The following is a 22,797-nucleotide window of genomic DNA, read 5'->3' on the forward strand; positions in this document are numbered from 1 at the left end:
TATATAGAGTTCAATTCTTTCGACTACCCTAAAAAAATTTTAATTTATTTTCTAAACGTTAGAACCTTGTCGTTTAGTTGTAGAATGGAATGACTCGAAGCGTCTAATAACAAAATCAATTCCTCTAATTTGTTTTCTCGAGCCAAATAAATAGTGAAGTTCTCTGCGGGAACACTATTACGGTCAAACTTAAAATCATAATATTTTTGAAGGTCTTCAAGGATAAATCCTAAGCTCCTGTTATCATAATATAGAAAACCATCTTTCCAAGCTAAATATTCTTCAATCTCCCCTTCATCAAGAGACTTCATCAATGCCTGATTCGAATTTACACGTATCAAATTGCCGGGCTTTAATTTATTGTTTTCCCCAGTATGTACAGCCTTTACATTTAAGCTCCCCTTATATAAAAAAGTTTCATCGTAGGAACCTGTGGTTTTCACGTTAAATGAAGTGCCCAATACCTGAATGGTCTGCTGTTCGGTCTTGACCTCAAAAGGGACTTTTTTATTGTCCTTTTTAAAACTCTTCACTTCGAAATAAGCTTCTCCTGCTAGAGTCAATTTACGATCTTTAGGATATGAAGCTGCATAATGTAAATTGGAATTTGCATTGAGGTTGACAATTGAACCGTCCGGAAGCTCAACTTTATAAACTTCTCCAATACCCGTTTTAATATTTAGAATATCATCCTCTCCTAGTCCAAGCCTGGAAATATTTAGGACCATTTTTTTATCCTTATCTAAGAAAATAGCTTTGGATTCGTCGTTGCCAACGGATAGAGGTTCTGTTTTAGAAAATGAATTGTTCTGTTCCGTTAGGGTACCTGCTAGGAAGTCTGCAGTGACTTCTTTCCCCTCAGTTCTCTTGAAAAAATCAAGGATATGATCCTGCTTGAAAAAAACTAAACATCCAACAATAGCAAAGACCAAAATAAAAGACACCGTCGAAAGATTTCTTTTAATCTTCCGCCTTCTATCTTTTTTAATGGAATGGATTAATCTATCGTGGATTTCTTTCCCTAAATCTTCTTTGCTTTTTTCATCCATATTCTCCGGTAATTAGAAGAATAAAATCGAGGTTGTAATAATTAAAATTGATTTTTTCAGCAAGCTCAAAACCTTGGACATATGATACTCAACAGATTTGACACTGAGGTTCATCCGTCCTGCAATTTCTTTGTACGTCAAATCTTCATTCCTATTCAACTCGAATATTGTTCTACTTTTTTTCGTCAATTTATTCTTTAGAACGTGATTTAATTGGAATTCAATATCCTTTAATGCTAATTGGTCGTATTCTGAGGTCATAATATCAAAGCTGTCTATATTCAGCATTTCAACCTTTTTCCTCTCTTTCAAGACAAAAATACATTTGTTTTTGATACAAACACTAATATACGCCTTGATCGAGTATCGAATTTCCAATTTATGACGAATTCTCCAAATATCCAGGAACACATCATGAAGAACATCCTTCGCTAGCTCCTCATCCCTTAAAAATGAATAACTGCTGTCGAAAAAATTCTCCCAATATTTAAAATAAATCTCCGAAAATGCTGTCTTATCGTTGTTCTTAAGCCTTGAAACAAGATCATAATCTTCCCAAGATAGTCCAGAAACTGAAGGCAATGGATTCATCAGATAATTTAGGTTATTTGTATTATGTATAATTTATTATAAAAATAATGGTTAAAATACAGTTTGCAACTTTTTGATTACTTTTTTTAAAAATTATTTCCAAAATCTATCGAAACGCAATAAAAACAATGAAAATCGAAAACTCTTGATTCAATCAGTCATAAAAAAAGCCCCCAAATAGCTTCTAACTTTCCGGGGGCACTTCATTTATCAAAACCTCTCTCGACAAGCCTATTTCTTCAAATCCTTTAGGATTTCATCAACGGCTCTTTCCAATTGAGGGTCTTTGTCAGCTACGCGATCTGCAACAGTATTCTTCACAGCAATATCTGGTGCAACTCCTGTCAATTCCAGGTCCTGACCATCCAAAGTATAACATCCCCAAGATGGCAATCGATAGAATGACCCATCGACCAATCCCTTTCCAGAGGTAAATATAATCCATCGATAAGTCTCAGTACCTATAACTTTCCCAAGCTTCAACGCCTTGAAACCGGCAGCAGTCATTTCAGCATCACTTAAAGACTGTTCGTTAATCAACAGTACGATAGGCTTACCAGCTGGAGAAAAGCTACTTTGCGGAGAACGCTTACCACCGCGATATTGCCACTGTAGATATGGTCGTTGCGATAAAAAGCGTAATACCTCGTCATGAACATTTCCACCCGTATTATATCTAAGATCTAAAATGACTGCGTCTTTATTGTTTTCTTGCTCAGCCATATCGATCAAAAAGGATTGAAGCTCATCACCGCCCATATTTTTCATATGCGAGTAGGCAATTCGGTTTTTGCTCAAATCATCAACTTTCTTTCTATTCCCCTTGATCCACTCATCATATAGTAATTCCTTGAATGATGAATTGCTCTGCGGCCTGATGTTGATGATTTGCTCCTTTCCTCCTCGATTCACAGTCAGTTGAATTTCTTTGGCTAGAGATGGCCACGTCAAATAAGAATCACGGTCCTGGGACTTGTCAATCTTATTTCCATTTACAGCAACCAATACATCTCCAACTTTCAAATCAACTTCCTTTTTTGATGCAGGTCCCTTGGCAACAATATGGGTAACCTTGTAGGGATCTTTATCATCATAAACTACTCCTAATTCATTGGTCACAAAATTAAATTGCTTGCGTTCATCTGTACCGAAAGTGCTGAAACCCATATGAGATGAGTTCAACTCCCCTAACATATCATTTAGAAGAATCCTTAAGTCCATCCTATTGTTGATTCCGTTGAGGTAGTTCGCATATTTCGTTTTCATACCTTCCCAATCAACACCATGGAAATTCTCGTCATAATAGTTCTCTTCAATATTGGCCCATGTTTCATAGAACATCTGTTTGAATTCTTTGTCCAGGTCTCTATTGAACTTGAAATTAATATCAACCGCATCAAGTTTATTTTGATCCATGTTGTATTTCTGGATATTGCTACCAATCAATGCAAAGTACTTCCCATCAACTTCCACTAGATCTTGAATACCACCATCAAATACCTTCTCGGTTTTACTGTTGGCAAAAGGCTCGAAAGTGATCCTGTAGGTCGCCCATTTACCCTCATGGTCAGATTGATAAAATAAGTAAGACTTCTCTCCTTTTGCAAACGTCTGCGGATTATATTGAGTACCAGCAGCAGGACTTACTTGTGTAATCCTATCCGATAGACCTTGAACATCAATAGATACCATTACTTTCTTTTTATCATCCTTTTTATCATCTTTTGGCTTATCAGCATCTTTTTTATCCTTGCTGTTTTTGTCGTTCTTGTTTGCTGTACTATCCTTTTTTTCTTTGTCTTTATCTTTCTCGCCATCCTTGAATAATTCATCAAATTTCCCAATACGATAAGGCTCATCGAAATTCTCCAATGCTAAACGATATAAACTCGCATTTTCCATCCCTGTAGGATACGCAGGCTTTGTTCGATTACTTGAAAAATACACATATTTCCCATCCTTCGACCATACAGGAGAAGCTTCAGTCACACCCGTATTCGTTAAATTGATGGCTTTTTTATCAGCGATATGATAAACGAAAATATCCTGTTCAAAATTTCGGATCGCAGTAAATAGGACATACTTATCATCTGGGGAAAATGATGGCGAGGAGTTTTGGAAAGCCCAGATCTCATCCTTCACTATAGTCTCACTTTTTAGACTGTTTAAATCCAATAAACGAACCTCATCTCTTCCGCTGAGGTAAACCGCTTTGCTCCGGTCATTGTTAATGCTGATCTGCCTATTGTTTCTCTTGTCTTGTGTCAATTGCTTTACATCACCCTTACCATCTGCCGAACGAGAGTACCAATTTAAATATCCTCCAACAGTTTGATTAAACAACAATGTCTTATTATCCTTTAGCCATTTTACTTCTGTAATTCTTTCACCTTGACCTGGCATTTGCCGAATAAACTTCCCATCAATATCACTGACAAACAATTCTCCCCTTGATACAAAGGCCATTTTCTTCCCATCCGGAGAAACATCAAAATTGCTGATCGCACCTTTAACATCAAATTCCTTGGACTTGCCCAAGACTTGATTTCTACTCAATGAAATTGCTGGTTGCATGGTGTTTTTGCTAGCTACATCGTAAACAAATAACTGGTAGCCCTTTTCAAAAACAACTTTGGAACCATTCGCAGCAACTTGTGGATTACGAATCGACTCATTGAATTGAGTCAATCCAACCTTGGTACCATTGCTTATACTGTATAGGTTATACTCATCATTGGCCTCATCAGAAGCAAAATAGATCGTACCTTTATTATCAACTGTAGGCCATAAATCTTTCCCTTCGTAGTTGGTATATTCTTTATAGGCTTTAGTTTTAGGATGATATCCTTTTATATCGGGGTTAAAAGCTCCTTTATATCTTTTCCTGTTCGCCGCAGTATAACTTTCCCAAGTATCTGTGAACAACAATTCTCCAGTTGGTGTCTCAACCATTCCATGGATATAATTGAAGAAATGTGGAAAAATCCGCTCTGCAGTACCACCATCCTTACTTACACGGTAGCTGCTCAATCTGTTGGCCCTGCCAGAAGTAAAATATATCTGCTTACTGTCCCAACTCCAACTGTCAACCTCGTCTGTAGATTCATGGTGAGTAATCTGTTGAATATTTCCACCTGCCATAGGCATGACGTAAACATCCATGTTCCCGTTTTGGTTCGACGAGAATGCCAACCATTGTCCATCTGGGGAAATCCTAGGCATCACCTCATTTCCTTCCATGGCGGTCAGACGAAAAGCAGGACCTCCACCAGAAGGAACTTTCCAAAGATCACCTTCAAAACTGAAAACTATCGTTTGAGCATCAGGGCTCAAGGTAGGGTGTGACAAAAATGTGGGCTGAACCTGGGCAGACAATGCTGTAGCTCCTCCTAATAGAAGAGCTAAGGTTAATAGTGATTTGTTCATTTTAAGGTCAGTAATAAATTGTTAATAAACAAATGTACAATTCGAAATCAGAATCCATTATTACTCGACAAATATTTTACAACAAACAGCAAGCTGAATAGAGCTCCCTGATTTAAATAACAACATTATTAGCGCATCATGTAACCCAAAGATTAATAAAGACTTATAAGTGTGTATTTTTTACACTAAAGAATGCCTCAATTCGAAATAATTGTATTAATTTTGCAACAAATATTACACAATGACATCATTAGGTGAGGCAGGTGCGAATGTCTCTCAATCCATGAAAAGCAGAATACGCATTGCAGTAACTTTGTTTTACTTTGGCCAAGGCTTGGGTTTTGCGAGTTGGGCAAGTCGTATTCCTACTATTAAATCAGCATTAGAACTTTCTGAAGCTCAATTAGGGACTATCCTGTTAATGCTTCCGATTGGTCAATTATTGACAATGCCTCTTTCTGGAGCATTGGTGAATAAATATGGCAGCCATAAAGTGATGCCATGGGCAGCATTTCTATATGCCTTGGTGCTTCTGTTGATTGGGTTTTCAGGAAATGCATGGATGTTGGGCGCTTCATTATTCCTTTTTGGAGTTACCGGAAACATGTGTAATATCGCCGTAAATACGCAAGGGGTATTGGCAGAAGAACTTTATGGAAGATCTATTATGTCCTCTTTCCATGGAGCGTGGTCATTGGCAGGATTTACGGGTGCTTTGATAGGACTTCTATCCCTCAACTTCCAGATCAATACAATCCCCCATTTTATAGGTATTATCCTGATCATGGTCTTGAATATCCTGTTGAACAAACAGTATTTGGTTCCTGAAGAAGGCTCCAAGACAGAAAAAAAAGAAAAAACAAAGTTCAAACCAGACTCCCTTATTGTACAATTAGGTGTCATCGGATTCTTCAGCATGGCAACCGAAGGTGCTATGTTCGACTGGAGCGGTGTATATTTCAGTGATGTAGTAAAAGCTCCTGAAAAACTCGTGATACTAGGTTATGCATCATTTATGATTATGATGGCGCTAGGAAGATTCCTGGGAGATGCATTCATTGGCAGATATGGTAGACAGCGCACTCTACAAATCAGTGGCGTTCTGATGTTCGTAGGCATGCTAGCATCTGTTGTTTTCCCTAATCTATGGGTTTGTACATTCGCATTTATGTTGGTCGGATTAGGTGTAGCATGTAATGTCCCAACCGTGTACAGTGTTACAGGTAAACACAAAACAATCCCTGCAGGAGTTGCTCTCGCAATGGTTTCCAGTATATCCTACCTCGGATTCTTGATGGGACCACCATTGATCGGTTATATTGCGGAGTTGTTCAGCCTAAGATACTCATTCGCTATTTTTTCACTGTTTGGCTTCTTGATGTTTATCATGGTCAGCAGACTGAAAATCTTCAACGAAAAATAATAAATTAAGGTCTAAACCTTTTTCAGCCATATTTGAAGCCACACCAATGGTGTCGGCTCGCTATGGCTGGACTTACTTCTATGCCTTGTTTGCCCCTTCGCCGTGGCTCGTGTCCCCACCATCCATAAAATCAGAAAGCTGTATTGCTTGCATCGTCTCGTGGTAGCTGGCTATGCTTGTCTTTGTCTGGTTTCCCCAACTGCCACCGAAATCATGTTTATAATGTTTTAACCATACAGGGATTAGTCATCCAACCCCGATGGGCAATGTCATTAAGTTAAGGATTTTATCATGCCGGTTTGTAGTTTGTGTAGGTCCTGTGCTTGCACTTTTTATTCGAGGTCTTAAGCTGCCTTGGGAACGATCTTCCCTTTCGAATGGGCAATGTGTCCTTGAGGAAATAGGCCGTGAGCTCCCTGAGGATTTCCCTTTCCCTGTTTTTGAAAAAGATGGCTATCAGGTTTTCCTTTAATTTTCCGAAGGATTTGTTCCCGTTGACCTTTTGGGGGTACTTTTTCGTGGAYGTATCGCGGTCGAGCTGGACCTGGGCATCCCTGATCAGTATCGAATGCAGGTTTGACATCATCACMGTTGCATAGAAATCCTGCTCGACRGATTCCACCGTCAGYCCGCTGAAGGATTCCATCTGCATGGTATTCTTCAGTTTGGAGATGTTCGTCTCCACTCCCCAGCGCCTGAAGTACAGGTCCCCGAACATATCGTTYTCAAACCCCTCTTCCTGCCATAGGTTGGTCGCGATCACCTCCGTGGTCGACTGCAGTTCTACCCTGACCAAGCGTATGCGGATCCTTGTTGAGCTGTCCGTGGCGAACCCGCTCTGGCGCAGGCCGCYGATGGAGGCCTGGGTTGGGGCAAGCTCGATGACCTGGGAAACCTTTCCMGTCTTCAGGAACCTCTTGACGAACTCCAGCGAATCCTTCGCCCTGATCACGAACTTGCGCTCGCTCTCCTGCCAGCTATGGAGCGCGAACATCTTGAACGTCGAATAGCACCTGTCATAGATGGCAATGGAGTCCACGGGCAGTTCCTCGATCCAATGGGAGGCCATGGTCAGCTCGCTGGTCCGGTATGGGGCTATGCAGGCATGGGTCACCAGGTCGTTCAGCACATCGTAGTGATAGAAGGTCTTTGCCTGCACGAAGCTCGAGTTCTGGTTGCTCTGGCCGCCAAAGTGGGCCTGCAGGGAAGGTGTGTTCACCAGGGCAAGGTTGGAGCCGTCAACTGCGATCAGCCGGTAGCCCATCCGTCTCCTGGTTTCCCCCGGTGCATGGCGCAGGAAGCTCTCGCAGAGCACCCGGTTCCAGACCAGGAAGAAAAGGGGGCTCAGCTTGCTCCTCTGCTGGGAAAAGGCACTCACCGAGCAACTGATCTTCTTGCCCAGCTCACCAAAGAAACCTTCCAGTTCGACAGAGAGGGTCCGCTTGCACATCTTGGCGATCAGCAGGACCAATCTCTCGAAATTGAGCTTGCGGTCCCGGGTGAAATGGGTTTTGGAATTCCTGAAAAGATTGAGCAGCAGAGGATCTGTTAAACAGATAGAAATAAAATTTTTTAGGTCTGATATGATTTTAAGTGCTATTTTTACATCGGCCATAAACACGCTTGTTTAGATTTGTTTAGTAGTGAATTCAAAATTAAACATTTACGTGATTTGTGGCCTTATTTTTTTCTTAACTTAATGACATTGCCCTGTAGGGGTGATACGCCAAAGGCAACTAGTATCAATAGTAATGTAAAGTTCATCCACCTTAAAATTCTATATCCTCTCGAATATCATGAAGGTTGTCCCATACAAGGTTTCCAATCCATCTCCAAGCACCTATGCATTGTTTTAGTTGACCAAAAAGCCCCTTAGAGATTGTATTAAGTATGCTGTAATGGTTGATCTTCACATCTATTATCTCGAACTAAACAACTCTAGGACAAACATCCAAACAGGTATTCGGAAACCTATATTACCCTGGACAACTGTTGTTAATTCAAGGTCTAAAAATAGAACTAGTTTAGGAAATTGAAATTGCTATGGTAACTTATTCAATTAATTCATTGACAAAAAGATAGCTTTCACAAACTCAGGAAGGTGAAATAATCAGATCCTGAAAGTTATCTATACTACATTAGAAAGAGTAAGGAGATAAGTCTAGTAAGCTATCAAAACATTCTCCATTACTTCAGCAACAGGAGCCCTAACAAAATCGTTCCATCTCGCAGAAATACATCATTCGTTCTTTACAGATAGGTGAAATAATTTGCTTAAATTTCCTAACCCCAAAAACTTTCGGATTAATCAAAAATATCAGCGTTAATTTAACTTAGCAAGTTTGTAAAAAACTATACGGCCATGGATATAGTCAGCTAGCAAGAATTATATTTCAACAATAATGATTATAAATCTTCACCTTCATAACATAATATTTATGCGGCATTTTTTTGCTATGACATATAAATTAATTAAATTTATTGCCAGTAAAAATCAATACTTTATTAGTATATTGCTATAGTATGAGTACCAAAGTAAAATTTTTAAAAGACAAAACTTCCTTTTCCAAAGCCCTTAAAATTAGAATTAACGACTATTTTATTAACAATGAAATCAAGAAGACTGGAAACAGAAAATTAGCAATTAAGGCAACAATATTAATATTTATTCTCCTTATCAATTTTGTTTTATTGGTATTTATCCAAAACCATTGGACAATAAGTGTAATTCTATGTATAATAATGGGCGTTAATTTGGCTGCCATTGGGTTTAATATCATGCATGATGCAGGGCACAATACCTTTTCTGATAACAGGAAAGTCAATTCCGTTTTAAGCTATTCCTTGAACCTTTTGGGAGGGAATATATATCTTTGGAAACTCAAGCACAACATTGCGCATCATACTTATACGAACATCGATGGTGAGGATCACGATATAGAAATAAAATTTATGCGTATTCACCATGACCAACCAATCAAAAAACATCACAGGTTCCAGCATTTATATTTTATTTTTTTATATTCCATATCTTACCTCGCTTGGATTTTCTACCAAGACTATGAAAAGCTTTTAAGGGGGAGACTTGGACAAAATTCAATAAATATTTCGATACCCTTCAGGGAGAAGGTTATCTTCTGGATCAGTAAGGCGGTTCATATGTTTGTCTTTGTCATATTACCGATATTCTATGTGGGTTTAATCCCGACATTGGTTGGACTGTTGATAGCAAGTATTGTTTGTGGTATTTGTTTAGCAACTATATTTCAATTGGCACATGTCGTTTCCAAGACTGAATTCAAGACAATTGAAAATTTTAGGGTTGAAGACGAATGGATGGTCCACCAACTTCAGTCTACCTCAAATTTTGCTACTAGGAATAAATTCTTGACTTGGATGCTGGGTGGTCTTAATTTCCAGGTTGAACACCACCTATTTCCTAAAATTAGTCACATTCATTATCCTGACATAAACAGAATCGTTAAAACTACTTGTAGAGAATTTAATATATCTTATCACGAATACCCCTACATTTTGGAGCGCTTTTAACTCACATTTTAAGGTTATTAAATCAATGAGAAAATAAATTTTGGAATTTAATTAATTTTTAATACCTTTGGATATAATCAGGCTCTGCCTACGCTTTCTGAAACCGATCGGTTTTCCCATCTATTTTAGTTCCGTAAATCCAGTTGCTAATTTGTTTTCATCAGATCGATGTGATTCTATTTGAGACTGTACTTCTTCAGTTTACATTTAGAAACATCAATTTGCCAACAATGATTATTGAAACGGTTGTTTCAAATTATTGGCCAATGGCCTAAACAAAATTTTTTTATTTAATTTTTAAAACGATGCAAGAAGGCAAAGTAAAATTTTTCAATAACACCAAAGGATTTGGTTTTATTACACCAAATGAGGGTGGTCAAGATCTATTTGTACACTCAACAGGTCTTAGGGACAATATCAGAGAGAACGACAATGTTACATACGACGTTGAGCGCGGACAGAAGGGATTGAACGCTATTAACGTCCGTATCGCTTAAGGATACTCCATTCAATATTAATTATTTGGCTCTAACTTTTGTTAGGGCCATTTTTTTTGAATATTTATCAAATATCGCATAAGAAAAAATCCCCGATAATCCTGCTATGTCCTGAACAGAATAAACCGGGGATAAAAAAATAAATATTAATAATGAACTTCTAATATGATTTTTGAAAACCCTGCGTTGACCGGCATGGTCCATTTCAACAATGGACCCTATTTCGCAATAGGATGCGTGAGTGAGAAATCTATTGGTTTGCAAAGTGAATGAGACAATGTCAACTATTGTAAGGTAGTCAATTAATCAATCGCCTGTATAGACTTTCGGATATATTCCAAGATCAAATATTTATTTATATACCGCAATTACATAATACACAAAGCGTAGTATATAATCATGAAATCAAAATTTAACAAAATCTTTTGGAATTTTAATATATATATATGTAATATGAGGTAACTAATGAATTGTTTATAGGAGCTTTAAACCATTTGTCAGTTATATTACCTTTCTTGTCTAATACCAGGATTAGAAACATTAAAAAACACTTGAAATTAATAAAATCAAACTAAAGAGCTTCATAAAACTAGTTTGAATTTACTATAAAAGGAATTAAATTATATCCAAAGATAAGGTTCATCTTAGGAACATAGCTGGCACTAGGTCTTTCGCATTTCTGTGTAACCCAAATATTGTCAAAAAAATAATAGGAGCTAATAAAATTATCAGATTTTTCCTAAAATATTCAATTTTTCTTAAGACAAACAATGAGCAGTATTATGGACCAGCTAAGGGGAAATACTTTAATTTAAGGCCTCCTTCAATAAACCCACTCCGTAAAATAAACGGTGCCGTTATGAAAAAGAAAATTAGATAAAGTATCGATTTTTTTATTATTCTTAATGATTCTTGCATAAATACCCTTAAATTTTTTCAATTTCAAAAAATTACGAAAAAAATCATTTATCCTTCCTAAGGACTAGGCCCGACACAGTACCTGGAACAAGAGTCTCAAAAACCTTCCACAACCATAAGGGAAAGCTTCACAAGATAATCATCTCAATAACCAACGCTATAGGTGTGGCATGTTTAAACCACCCTAACTTAATAAAATTGCCCGTGAGGGCTTTAACTATTTTAGAAACGATTATTTCATCCCACCCAACCCTATAGGGGTGTAACTATTTTACCTCTTACAACGCCTTCAACTTATTTAATTCTTTATTCGAAATCTTCAATATGGTACCGTGTCGTATCCCTTCCGGAAACTGCAACTGATCAGATACATCTGTCCAATTCTTTAAATCCTTGGATTTGATCACCCCAAAATGATTATCCATATAACGATCAAAATAAACATACCATGCCCCATTATTCTTGATTACGGTGGGACCTTCCGCCCAATAATCAGCTGTTATTTTTTCGCTAGCTTCTGAATATGGTCCTTCTAAATCATCAGCGTAAGCAAGCTTTAGATTCTTTTCTGCCGGTTCACGGGTTTCATCTTTGATGACCATCATCCATTTTGTACCATTCTTTTGAATCGTAGCATCAATACAATTGAACCCCGGCTCGTAAAGAAGCATGGTTTCAGTAAAATCCTTGAAATCTTTGGTCAAGGTATAGTACATTCTGTGGTTATAGCCATTGTCTGCCTCAACTTGCGTTTCAGGGAATTCTCCCGTGATCGTAGTTGCCCAATAAATCATATATTGCTTGGTAGACGGATCATAGGTTATCTCAGGTGCCCAAGCATTTCTAGCATGAGGTTCGTGCTCCATAACCGGAATGTACTGCTGCTCCGACCAATTGATAAGATCCTTGGAAGTAGCATGGCCAATCCCCTTTTGAGTCCAGCTGACGGTCCAAACCATGTGATAGAGACCATCACCACCCTTAATAATACAAGGGTCGCGCATTAACTTGTCAGGGCTGAGTTCCGGAGTCAAAAAAGACTGGTCTCCTTTTAATGCGGACCATTTTAATCCGTCTCCACTATAGGCAAGGTGAAGACCATCTTCGCCATTGCTCTTAAAGTAAGAAAAGATAAATGCTGAGTCTTGTTCTTGAGCTTTTGATGAAAATATAAAGCATAGACAGACACAGAGAGAAAAAATTTTGTTGAACATGTTTAGGTTATGTTGATTTAACCAAATATAATCAATTTCAATACCCTAACAAAAATAAACCCCGGTAGAATCCTACCGGGGCTTGCAAAATTTATGATAACAAAAAATTACTTTGTTCCACTGTATGGGTTTTGGTCAGCTTCTGTTAAAGCTTCATTGTTTACAATTTCCAATTGCGGAATCTGACACAATAACCTATAATCATTAGATGGGAAAGTACCAGTTGGGTTTGCTGAATTGGCAACATAGCCATTCAAATATGAAACTCCCCAAGTATAATGACCTTCTTTGTAAGTCGGAGTCTCTTGGTATCTGATCAATGGTTTTTGTAATCTCAATAAGTCATACAAACCAGTAACCCCCTCACACAACAGTTCTTTCCTTCTTTCAACATAGATCGCTTCCAAAAGATTATCTCCAGATGCAGCAGTAGTCAAGTTTTTCACACCCCTTGCTTTCTGAAGTTTTGTTAGGTGAGCCAGTCCTTGACCATTGTTTAATTCTGCAGAAGCCTCAGCCATAATCAATAGCATTTCAGCACTGCGCATCAAAGAAATCTCTGGACGAGTATTGCTCTGTTTTGCTCCATGACCATCACCATAGTGCTTATACTTATCATAAGCCCATTTGGTAGACCATTCTGCACTCGCATTATTGGTCCTTTTCCAGAATTGGTATCTATCTTCAGTTTTTTCAAACAATTGCTCATATTTACCATCAGCAAAGAAGTCCAAGAATGAGTAAATTGGTCCATCAGTGAAACCTTCACCGTAACTAGCATCTTGGTTAAACCAGAAATTGAACTGAGTACCGCCACCTAGGTTGTTTTGATCGGTAAACTTAACCGCCCAAACTACCTCTGGGTAGTTCTTTGTGATAACATCGTCAAAACCACCGCGGTACTGTTCCTTGGACATCAATGTTGGATATTTATTGTAAACCTCAGAAGCTGATGATAAAGCCTTTGACCAATCGTTCATAACCAAATAAACACGAGCCAAATGACCAGTTACAACATCCTCATTGATAAACCACTTTCCTTCGCGAGAATAGGAACCCAACAAAGATTTTGCATCTGTCAAATCCTTTACAATTTGGTCATAAGTCTGTTGTACCGTTGAGCGAGGAAGACTTTTCTCATCTTCTGAACTCAATCTTAGAATTACACCAGGTTTTGTCTTTGCAATAGCATAAGTCTGTTGATAATTCTGAATCAAATGAAAATAACAGATTCCTCTAATTGCTTTTGCCTGACCTAATAATGCATCTTTAGTCGCTTGCTCACCTTGCGCATTTTCAGCATTGTCGATGATAATGTTTACTTGGTTGATGATTTTGTACATCATCGACCAAATAGCGTCAGATTGCCCGTTTGCCTGAGTCTTGGTAGGCTCATAACGATAAGTGGAAAGTTGATTTCCACCCATATTCGTATGGCATAAGATATCAGCACCACCTAAATCAACATACATCTGAAGACCAGTTAATCCTGCATAAACGCGATCTGCTCCCTGAGGATTAAAAAACAACTGATTGTAGGCTGAAGTTAAAACTTTCACTAAACCTGCCGTATTGGAAATAACCAATTCATCCGAAGTGTCAACGGACGAGCTCGTCTCCAAAAAGTCACTACATCCGCTATTTAATCCTAGTGCTGCGGCAAGCCCTAATATTTGAATTTTCTTAAATATCTTTTTCATGACGCTAATTAAAATGAAACTTGTAAACCGCCAGTATAAACTCTTCTAGACCCTTGGATTCCATTGTCCGTATCGGCATTACCGTTGTAGTTGTTACCCGATAGACCAGTCTCCGGATCTGAATACCTGTTCTTCGCAGAACCAAATGTCAATAAGTTGTCTCCTGAAACAAATATTCTAACATTAGATAAGGTCAATTTCTCTAACAATGATTTAGGCAAGTTATATCCTAAAGTCACATTTCTTAATCTCAAATAGTCATTGTCGAAAACATAGAAATCAGAAGCTTTTCTTGTGCTTGAATAATCATCATTAGACCATTTTGGCAACAAGGCATTGTCTCCCGGGTTTTTCCATCTGTCTCCAACCAAGTCCTGAACAACACCTACACCACCACGCAATGCTGTACGCTCGATGTAAGCATAGTCATACATTTTTCCACCAAGTGAATAGTATAACATAAAGGATAGATCCAAACCTTTATAGTTGAAACTGTTTGTCAAAGCACCAAATGCTTTTGGCAATGCAGATCCAATATATTGGTAGTCATCAGTAGTTACCAAGCTATAATCCTCAGTAACTTCCCAATTATCATTGTCTCCCTTGATGTAATATTGCATATTACCAGTCTCAGCATTTACACCAGCATTCTTAACCATGTAAAACTCAAACAATGATTTTCCTTCTTCCATCTTATAACCCGCAGTACGGTTCTCATAAGTGAAAGCTCCTCCAGGTAAATAAGTGATCTCATTCTTCAAAGTCGAAATATTGAAATCAGCTTTCCAGTTGAAGTTCTCTTTACGGATCACATCAGCTGACAATGTAAATTCGAAACCTCTGTTTGTTAAGTCCCCAAGGTTAGTATTCTCTCCGATAGCAGCTCCAACTTGTCCCGATAACGGGAATTCTTTGTAGAACAATAAGTCGATCGCATTGCGTTGGTAATATTCGATTGTACCATTCAATCTGTTGAACAAACTGAAATCCAATCCAACATTGTACTGTTGGTTCTTTTCCCAAATCAAGTTTGGCGTAGGAACCGAAGAAGGCTTCAAACCAGCAACTGTATATAAATCATCTGAAGCATAAACTCCTTGGTAACCATAAAGGATCTCCCCACCTGTAGTACCGTTCGAATTACGCATAAACAACTTATCATTACCTGTGGTACCATAACTAGCACGTAAAGCTAAATTGTTAATCCAGCTAACATCCTTCATGAAATCCTCTTGGCTGATTCTCCATGATAGACCTCCCGAGAAGAAGTTACCCCAACGGCTTTCAGGACTGAACCTTGATGAACCATCACGACGAACCGATCCGGAAACGAAGTATTTGCCATCGTAGTTGTAATCAACTTTTCCTAAATAAGACAACAAATTATAGCGGTTTCTATAAGAGTCATTGCTCCAGTTTCTTGAGGTAGAACCCAATTCAAATTGGCCCATTTGCATGATACCCTCTCCATAACCCGTATCGAAATAATCATCCAATGAGTAAGCTTCCTGACCTGCTAAAGCAGATAGATTATGCTTTCCAAAGCTTTGCTCCCAAGTCAAGATATTGTTGAACGTAACTGATTTTGTTGCACCGTTTGATCTTGTAGCATTACCACCATTGGTAGTTACCGTAATTCCATAAGGCGCTTGTTGCGATGCATCATGAATAGCCGATCCATAGCCGAAGAACTTATAGATATTGTTGTCAATGCCCAATGATGTTTTGAACTTAAAATTATATGGAAGTTGAACCTCAGCAAAGAATCTTGAGGAAATCATATTCCTCATATTATTGTTGAAAGACTCATCATTAGGATTATCCCAATAGTCACCGCCATTGTTCAAGGCTTGGATACCAAAGAAATTGTTGGTGTATGATCCATAGTCAAACATGCGTTCGCCGGTTTTTTGAGAATAAACCCAGTCCGTATTGTCTACATTTCTCAACCAAGGTGATTGCAATGAATTCGTGAAGATCAATGCTCTGGATGCACCCGATAAGTTTTGTTTTGAACCTGAGTAAGATAAGTTTCCGCCAACCTGTAACCAATCAGTAATTTGAGACGTTACATTAGCTCTGAAATTATGACGTTTGAAATATTGTCTACTTGCATATCCGTTGTCATCCAGGTAACCTGCAGACAAGAAGTAATTTGTTTTTCCTTCGTTTGCTGTTCCACTTAGGTCAACACCGTAATCTTGTCTAAGTTTTCTGGAGAACACAGCGCCGTAAAAATCGTAGTCGCTCTCATCCCAGATCATTTTTAGATTGGGGTTAATCCTTGCATTTCCTTCACCATCATGCAAGACATAAGCCTCATTGATATGTTGGAATGGAGAAACGTAAGAATTCTGGCCATCTGTTGTTTTTACAGCCTTCAATAGCTTGCCCAATAGGTTTGCAGAAGCCCAATCTCCAGCAGCTTGCTTGCTCAAGCCATATTTGTAGAATTGGTCATTATACATACCTTCCCAAGTATTCAATAATTGCTCAGAAGGATTTGCTTTTACAGGGTTTACAACTGCATTGTCTGCAGTACCCCAGCTCGAGCGGAAATTAATCTGTGGTTTTGCTGATTTACCCTTTTTCGTGGTTACCATCAAAACACCATTTGCAGCACGAGAACCATATAGTGAAGACGCCGCAGCATCTTTCAATACTGTAATCGACTCAATATCGCTTGGTGAAATGGAATTCAATTGACCATCGTATGGCATACCATCCACAACGATCAAAGGATTGGAGGCTCCAGTCATCGAAGAAATACCACGAATCTGAATTCTTGTATTTCCACCTGGGTTACCTTCGTTGTTTGTTACATTGACACCAGCACTAGCACCTTGTAATGCCTCAGCAAAACCTGAACCCGAAATCTTCTCAATTTGGTCAGATTTTACAACCGATGCAGAACCCGTAAAAGTCGATTTCTTAGCCGTACCATATGCTACAACCACAACCTCGTCTAAATCCGAACTCGTCTGTTCTAATGTGATGTTTAAATTTGTTTGATTCGTTATTACGACTTCCTCAGATTGGTAGCCCATATAACTAATTACTAAAGTAGATCCACTCTTTACATCTGAAAGACTAAAATGTCCGTTCTCATCTGAAAATGTAGAAATACCCGTCCCCTTAACAGTGATCGAGGCGCCCGCGATTGGACCATTAGAATCACTGATTGTTCCCTCAAGTTTGGACTGCAACCAGAATGAATGAACTGTGTTTGCATTGGCAAAACTATAACTTCCACTCCCCAAGGTCGCAGCTAAAATCAAATACTTGATAAAAGCAGCTTTGTTTGTCATTGATGTTAAAGTATTAGGTCGAATTTATGTTATTCGGCTGCAAACATATTAATTTTTCATAGTTTTCGTCAGAAAAATTTATACAATCTTAATAATTTCTTAATATGTTAAGGTAAAACGTTATCCATATCGGTCATATTTTTATCTTAAAAGATTAAAGGCTTAAAAAATCGACATTCAACATCAAAATTGAAACCCAAAATGAGATTTATTGAGATTCAACACCAAAAAATATCGGTAATAACACATATATAATTGCTGTATTTTCTAAAAAAAACCTAAAAAACACCTAAATCAATCGATTGCATTGCAGAATAAACCAAACAACTATCTACATATCATAATTTAAGAGATCTAACACCTTTTTTATCTCTCTACATTTTATCTACAGCTATTAAATAATGTAATTACATTGATTAAATTCGGTAAAGGCTTTGCCCTAGGTTTGGGTTGAATTCAAGATAATATTATGGATAAAAAGTTTTTAAAGAAAATCGCAGAACAAAAGGATAGCATCCAAAAATTTAAGTACAATAAAGAAGGTATTGAGGATGTCCCAGAGATTTTGAAAGAATGTAAGTTGTTGGAAGAAATCAATCTTGAGGAAAACTATATTTACGAAATCCCAGATTGGCTAATTGAGCTTCCTAACTTAAAGGTCCTGAAACTAGCATTCAATGATACGGAAGACCTTCCCGAGTCTTTAGCTAAAGCTAAGAACCTAGAAGTATTATCCATTGATTCCCCAATGAAAAATCCGCTCCCAAAGGCTATAGCATCCTTGAAAAGTTTAAAGGTTTTGGAAATCAATGAAAAAATAAATGGCTTCCCACCCGATTTTTTTGAACTTCCCGAACTGGAGGAATTAACCTTGATTTCTCCTCTAATCAAAAATATTCCAGATGAAATATCTAAGCTTCCAAAACTAAAGTCCCTAACACTTTTTCAGCCTTGGTTTGTCAAGGAATCCGTAGATATTAAATTCGAAGAATTAATAGATACTTTGTCCAAATGTCATGCCCTGGAAAGTCTGGACCTATCGAATTCTGGAATGAAAAAAATCCCCAAATCCATCAATAAGTTAAAATCCTTAAAAGTGTTGAAACTAAATTCAAATGGAATCAAAGAACTTCCAGAGGAACTATTTGAACTAACTGAACTAAGGATTTTGGACCTGGGAATAAACCAGATTAAGACCATTCCAAACGCCATAAAAAAATTAGGAAAATTGAGAGAATTTTTGTTGAACTCCAATTTTTCCGCACCGATAAATGTTGAGAATCTTTTCAATAGTATCCCCGATCTTCCGCACCTCCAAAAACTGCACCTTTGGAGTTGCCAAACAAAAATGGAAATACCAGAAAATATTAAGGAATGGAAATCACTTAAGGATCTTGATCTTGACAACAACCTGATCAAAAGCCTCCCAGAAAGCATTAAAGAAATGACTTGGCTCAAGAGGCTCAGAATCTCAACAAATCAAATCCCAAAAGCTGAATTAGATGAAATTGTGAAGGCCTTAAAAGGAACAAAAGTTTATATCTAAACGGTCAGCTCTCCCAATAACTTCCCTGATTCATGGATCAGTTTCAGCTGCAATTTGCTTTCATCTGCGATCACACTGATCATGGTTCTTTTGTCCTGTTTTGGACCTCCCCTGATAACCACTGGAAACTCAATCTTCCCAGGTTGTGCCGGGTGAATCCCTGGAGTATGGGTATGCCCACAAATCATTAAGGAAATACCTGATTTATTCAAAGTGTCACCCCATAAACTGAAATAATGGTCTGCAGCATGAACGGGGTTTTTGGAATAAAAGGCCGGAATATGGGTAATCACAATCTTATATTTAGCCTCTTTGAATTCTGGTTTCTCAACTTCACGCTTTAACCATTCTCCTTGCTCTTTTCTGTATTCGTCAAACTCTGTCAAGCCCCAGTTCACAGGATCCGAATCCTTGCGCGACTCCCCAGAATCCAAAACCAAGATATATGCCGGTCCCTTCCTGAACCCATAAAGAAACGGGTGCTCCTGATCCAATAGGTAGTCTGTAATCTGCCTGGCGTGATTGCTCCAAGTCTCATGGTTACCTCGCGAATAAACAATAGGAACCGAGGAACCGCTCACCTCTGCCATAGGAACCAAGACATTGTTCACAAAATGATCTTCTGAACGCATCGAACTGACCATATCCCCATTCAATACATAAAAATCAGGCTGTTTGGAAGGTTCTCTAAACCGCCAATTCAATATTGACAATTGTCCCTTCTCCAGGCATAACATCATAGTCCAAGTTGCCTTTCATAATATTGACCCTGTTCCTGATATTGCTCAATCCCATTCCGTTGGAAGCTTTCGCCTGGTCAAGATCAAATCCTTTTCCATTGTCTTCCACGGTAATCAAAACCTGTCCTTCATTTTGAATAACCTGTACAAGAATATAGTCCGCATCGGCATGTTTCAATGAATTGCTCAACAGCTCTTGCACAATACGATAGATATTCACTTGATAATGTTGGTTGAGATTTTGGTTCAAACCATCCGTCTGCAATTCGATTTGGGTATGGTGATTGGAAAGGGCAGAACATAGGTCTTTCAATGCCACTTCCAATCCACTTCTTAGGAGGTTCGATGGCATCATATTATGCGCTATTCGGCGCAATTCAACAATCGAACGATCCAATTGTTGTACGGAATTTTCGATTTCAGCAGACTGAAAATTAGATTGTACACCCGATAGTTTCATCTTTATACCAGACAATGCTCCTCCTAACCCATCGTGAAGATCTTGAGCAATCCGCTGCCGTTCTTTATCTTCTCCTTCAAGGAATGCTTTGGTAACTTGAAGTTCACGCTCTTGGTCCATTTCCTTTAACCGAAATTCATTGGTTCTCCTTTGATTTTTAAGAATATTGTTGAGGTATAAGAATGCCAAGAGAAATACCGCAGCACCAACAGCCAATAACCAAACCCATAATCTCTGGTTTTTTTGAGTTAGTTCAGCCGCTTGCTTTTCAGCACGTAATTGAGTGATTTGTTTTTCTTTTTCTGCAGACCTATATTTATTCTCCAAGTCCAAAAGGTCTTTCTTGAAACCTGCGGAATGCAGACTGTCGCTAACTTGAATATACTTTTGAGACCAATTATAAGCTTCCTTCATATTCCCGACTTTGGCATAGGTCTGAGCAAGTAGATTTGAATAATTATTGCGGTCATTGGGCAAAAGGGTGCTACTTTTCAGCAGGTCTTGCATTACCGCAACGGCATCGTTGTTCTTTCCTATTTTTTTTAAAGTGGTGAATTTGGCAAACTTAGCGCGATTGATATAAAAGTTCTCCGTGCGACCACTCTGAAAAGCGATAGCTTTGTCAAAACTATGGATAGCATCTTGATATTTGCCCATCTTCTCATAATACACTCCTTCCGGATAATAGTAGAATAGGAAAACATTGGAGTTTGGATAGTTTTTTAGTACATCATAAGATGCATCCAGATGCTTTCTGGCAACATTGAGCTCATTTAAATGGAGGTTGTTTTCGGCAAGGATAATATTTACTTCCAAAATACCTTCGAGTTTGGTCAAATCGCTTTCGCTTGGAGCTTCTTGAAATAGCTGCAATGCTTTTTTTAGGTATTCATTAGCTTTCACCCGTTCGTTAGCATTCAGTAAACTGATCGCTACGAACTTATTCGCATTGCCCTCACTGAACTTATCCTTAGATTCTTTGGCCAAGGGCAATGCATGGTTGATATAAGCTTTCATACCTTCCTTTTCATTGCCTTGGAGCTGTTTAATTAAACCTCTAATGATCCACACACCGCTTTGGTATTTTTTAGCCTCAGGATCATGAATATCTTTAAGCAAACTATCACTGCTCATTAACCTAGCATCTGTTGCGGCCAAATCCTCAGTACCAAGAACAGAATAAGACTCAAAATATTTTGCGATACCTTCCATCATTCTATCACCCTTAGCCAATGCTACTCCTTGGTCAAGACGCTGTTTGGAAAGATCCATTTTTTGATATTTCTTATAGAAATAAGAAAGCCTCAATGCTGTGATGGATTTAGCACTGTCGGTCTTGCTATCTCTAAGTCTGTTTTCAAGAAGTTGGATGTAATCTTTGTCTTCATCGATACGGATGACCAATTGGGCATAGCTCTGTATACCAAGGCATACCAAAAAGCATATCAGCAAAATATATTTCATAAGTAGGATAACAGGCAATAAGTTTAGTTCACATTAACGTGTAGCCTAAGTTATTGAATTTTAAGGAAATGTTAAAGGGTTTTAAGGCAATTTGTTCGTACACAAATACGGTGGGAAAAATAAAATTCAGCAACAAACGGATTTTTTAAAGGTTATATAATGGGGAACTTAGTGCTTAGATAATAAATGATTGTAACATGGAAGAAATCAAGGCAAGAATTGAGGAGTTAGATTGGCATTCCATCACAGAGGATATGCATCGGTCTGGATATGCTGTAATTGAGCATCTGATCACAGAGGAAGAGTGCAAGCAATTGATTGAGTTATATGACCAAAAAGATATTTACCGAAAAACGGTGGTGATGGCACGGTACCGTTTTGGATTGGGTGAATACAAATATTTCAATTATCCCCTGCCCTTGTTGATCCATGAGATCCGCACCGAGGTTTACCGACATCTATCACCGATCGCAAACACCTGGTTTAGAGCATTGAAAATTGACAAGATGTTTCCCATGGAACATTCCGAATTGTTGAAGCAATGCCATGACAACGATCAGCTCAAAGCAACGCCTTTGATCTTGAGGTATACAGAAGGGGGATTCAATACCCTCCACCAAGATCTTTATGGAGATGTATTCTTTCCGATCCAAATGGTCTTGTTCCTGAACGATCCTGATGAGGATTATTCAGGCGGTGAGTTTGTCTTGACCCAACAGATACCAAGGGCACAGTCCAAAGCGATTGTCCTGGGGCACAAACGTGGAGATGCCCTGATCTTTACAACTAGCTTTAAACCAGAAAAAGGAACAAAAGGCTATTACCGTGTAAACATGAAACATGGAGTAAGTGAGGTAAAGTCCGGGATAAGACATACCTTGGGCATTATATTCCATGATGCATTGAGTTAAA

At 38.3% G+C, this 22,797-nt stretch carries 14 protein-coding genes; 5 read left to right on the forward strand and 9 right to left on the reverse strand.

Features of this window, described 5'->3' with window-relative positions; translation table 11 throughout:
- Positions 1-44: 44 nt before the first annotated feature.
- The 3 genes from CRT24_RS03030 to CRT24_RS03040 all read right to left on the reverse strand — a co-directional run bounded on the left by CRT24_RS03030 (position 45) and on the right by CRT24_RS03040 (position 5,066).
- Positions 45-1,049, reverse strand: coding sequence for a FecR family protein (locus tag CRT24_RS03030; protein WP_099369767.1), 1,005 nt, complete (start codon positions 1,047-1,049; stop codon positions 45-47).
- A gap of 12 nt (positions 1,050-1,061) precedes the next feature.
- Complete coding sequence (locus CRT24_RS03035; RefSeq protein ID WP_099369768.1) at positions 1,062-1,640, reverse strand: sigma-70 family RNA polymerase sigma factor; 579 nt, start codon at positions 1,638-1,640, stop codon at positions 1,062-1,064.
- Between the two features lie 231 nt (positions 1,641-1,871).
- On the reverse strand, positions 1,872-5,066 hold the full coding sequence (locus CRT24_RS03040; protein ID WP_099369769.1) for a S41 family peptidase: 3,195 nt from the start codon (positions 5,064-5,066) through the stop codon (positions 1,872-1,874).
- 241 nt (positions 5,067-5,307) lie between these two features.
- Here CRT24_RS03040 and CRT24_RS03045 point away from each other — a divergent pair, with 241 nt between their 5' ends.
- Positions 5,308-6,489, forward strand: a complete 1,182-nt coding sequence (locus CRT24_RS03045) for an MFS transporter (protein ID WP_099369770.1) — start codon at positions 5,308-5,310, stop codon at positions 6,487-6,489.
- A 289-nt stretch (positions 6,490-6,778) separates the two neighbouring features.
- On the opposite strand, the gene CRT24_RS03050 is transcribed toward CRT24_RS03045, so the two are convergent.
- Positions 6,779-8,104 (reverse strand): IS4 family transposase, encoded by a 1,326-nt coding sequence (locus CRT24_RS03050; protein ID WP_099369771.1) that lies wholly within the window; start codon positions 8,102-8,104, stop codon positions 6,779-6,781.
- Positions 8,105-9,012: 908 nt separating this feature from the next.
- On the opposite strand from CRT24_RS03050, the gene CRT24_RS03055 reads away from it, so the two are divergent.
- Positions 9,013-10,038 carry an acyl-CoA desaturase gene (locus CRT24_RS03055; RefSeq protein ID WP_099369772.1) on the forward strand — a complete coding sequence of 342 codons (1,026 nt, stop codon included), beginning with the start codon at positions 9,013-9,015 and terminating at the stop codon, positions 10,036-10,038.
- Positions 10,039-10,343: 305 nt separating this feature from the next.
- Complete coding sequence (locus CRT24_RS03060) at positions 10,344-10,535, forward strand: cold-shock protein (RefSeq protein WP_099369773.1); 192 nt, start codon at positions 10,344-10,346, stop codon at positions 10,533-10,535.
- A gap of 1,196 nt (positions 10,536-11,731) precedes the next feature.
- Here CRT24_RS03060 and CRT24_RS03070 read toward each other — a convergent pair.
- The 3 genes from CRT24_RS03070 to CRT24_RS03080 form a co-directional block, all read right to left on the reverse strand.
- Complete coding sequence (locus CRT24_RS03070; RefSeq protein ID WP_099369775.1) at positions 11,732-12,667, reverse strand: glycoside hydrolase family 43 protein; 936 nt, start codon at positions 12,665-12,667, stop codon at positions 11,732-11,734.
- A 107-nt stretch (positions 12,668-12,774) separates the two neighbouring features.
- Positions 12,775-14,367 carry a RagB/SusD family nutrient uptake outer membrane protein gene (locus CRT24_RS03075; RefSeq protein WP_099369776.1) on the reverse strand — a complete coding sequence of 531 codons (1,593 nt, stop codon included), beginning with the start codon at positions 14,365-14,367 and terminating at the stop codon, positions 12,775-12,777.
- 8 nt (positions 14,368-14,375) lie between these two features.
- The gene (locus CRT24_RS03080; protein WP_099369777.1) at positions 14,376-17,675 is read right to left on the reverse strand and encodes a TonB-dependent receptor; all 3,300 of its coding nucleotides are present in this window, start codon (positions 17,673-17,675) and stop codon (positions 14,376-14,378) included.
- A gap of 469 nt (positions 17,676-18,144) precedes the next feature.
- On the opposite strand from CRT24_RS03080, the gene CRT24_RS03085 reads away from it, so the two are divergent.
- Positions 18,145-19,221 carry a leucine-rich repeat domain-containing protein gene (locus CRT24_RS03085; RefSeq protein WP_099369778.1) on the forward strand — a complete coding sequence of 359 codons (1,077 nt, stop codon included), beginning with the start codon at positions 18,145-18,147 and terminating at the stop codon, positions 19,219-19,221.
- Here CRT24_RS03085 and CRT24_RS03090 read toward each other — a convergent pair.
- Both CRT24_RS03090 and CRT24_RS03095 read right to left on the reverse strand, forming a co-directional pair.
- Positions 19,218-19,925, reverse strand: a complete 708-nt coding sequence (locus CRT24_RS03090; RefSeq protein ID WP_180269051.1) for a metallophosphoesterase — start codon at positions 19,923-19,925, stop codon at positions 19,218-19,220. The two genes, CRT24_RS03085 and CRT24_RS03090, sit on opposite strands and share 4 nt — an antisense overlap.
- A complete protein-coding gene (locus tag CRT24_RS03095; RefSeq protein ID WP_099369780.1) occupies positions 19,909-21,885 on the reverse strand; it encodes an ATP-binding protein in 1,977 nt (658 codons plus the stop codon). The genes CRT24_RS03090 and CRT24_RS03095 overlap by 17 nt, the downstream gene beginning before the upstream one ends.
- A 197-nt stretch (positions 21,886-22,082) precedes the next feature.
- Between CRT24_RS03095 and CRT24_RS03100 the strand changes: the two genes are divergently transcribed.
- Positions 22,083-22,796: a 2OG-Fe(II) oxygenase gene (locus CRT24_RS03100; protein ID WP_099369781.1), complete on the forward strand. Its 714-nt coding sequence runs from the start codon at positions 22,083-22,085 to the stop codon at positions 22,794-22,796.
- Position 22,797 lies beyond the last annotated feature (1 nt).

It is taken from the genome of Sphingobacterium sp. 1.A.5 (assembly GCF_002734235.1).
Lineage (GTDB): Bacteria > Bacteroidota > Bacteroidia > Sphingobacteriales > Sphingobacteriaceae > Sphingobacterium > Sphingobacterium daejeonense.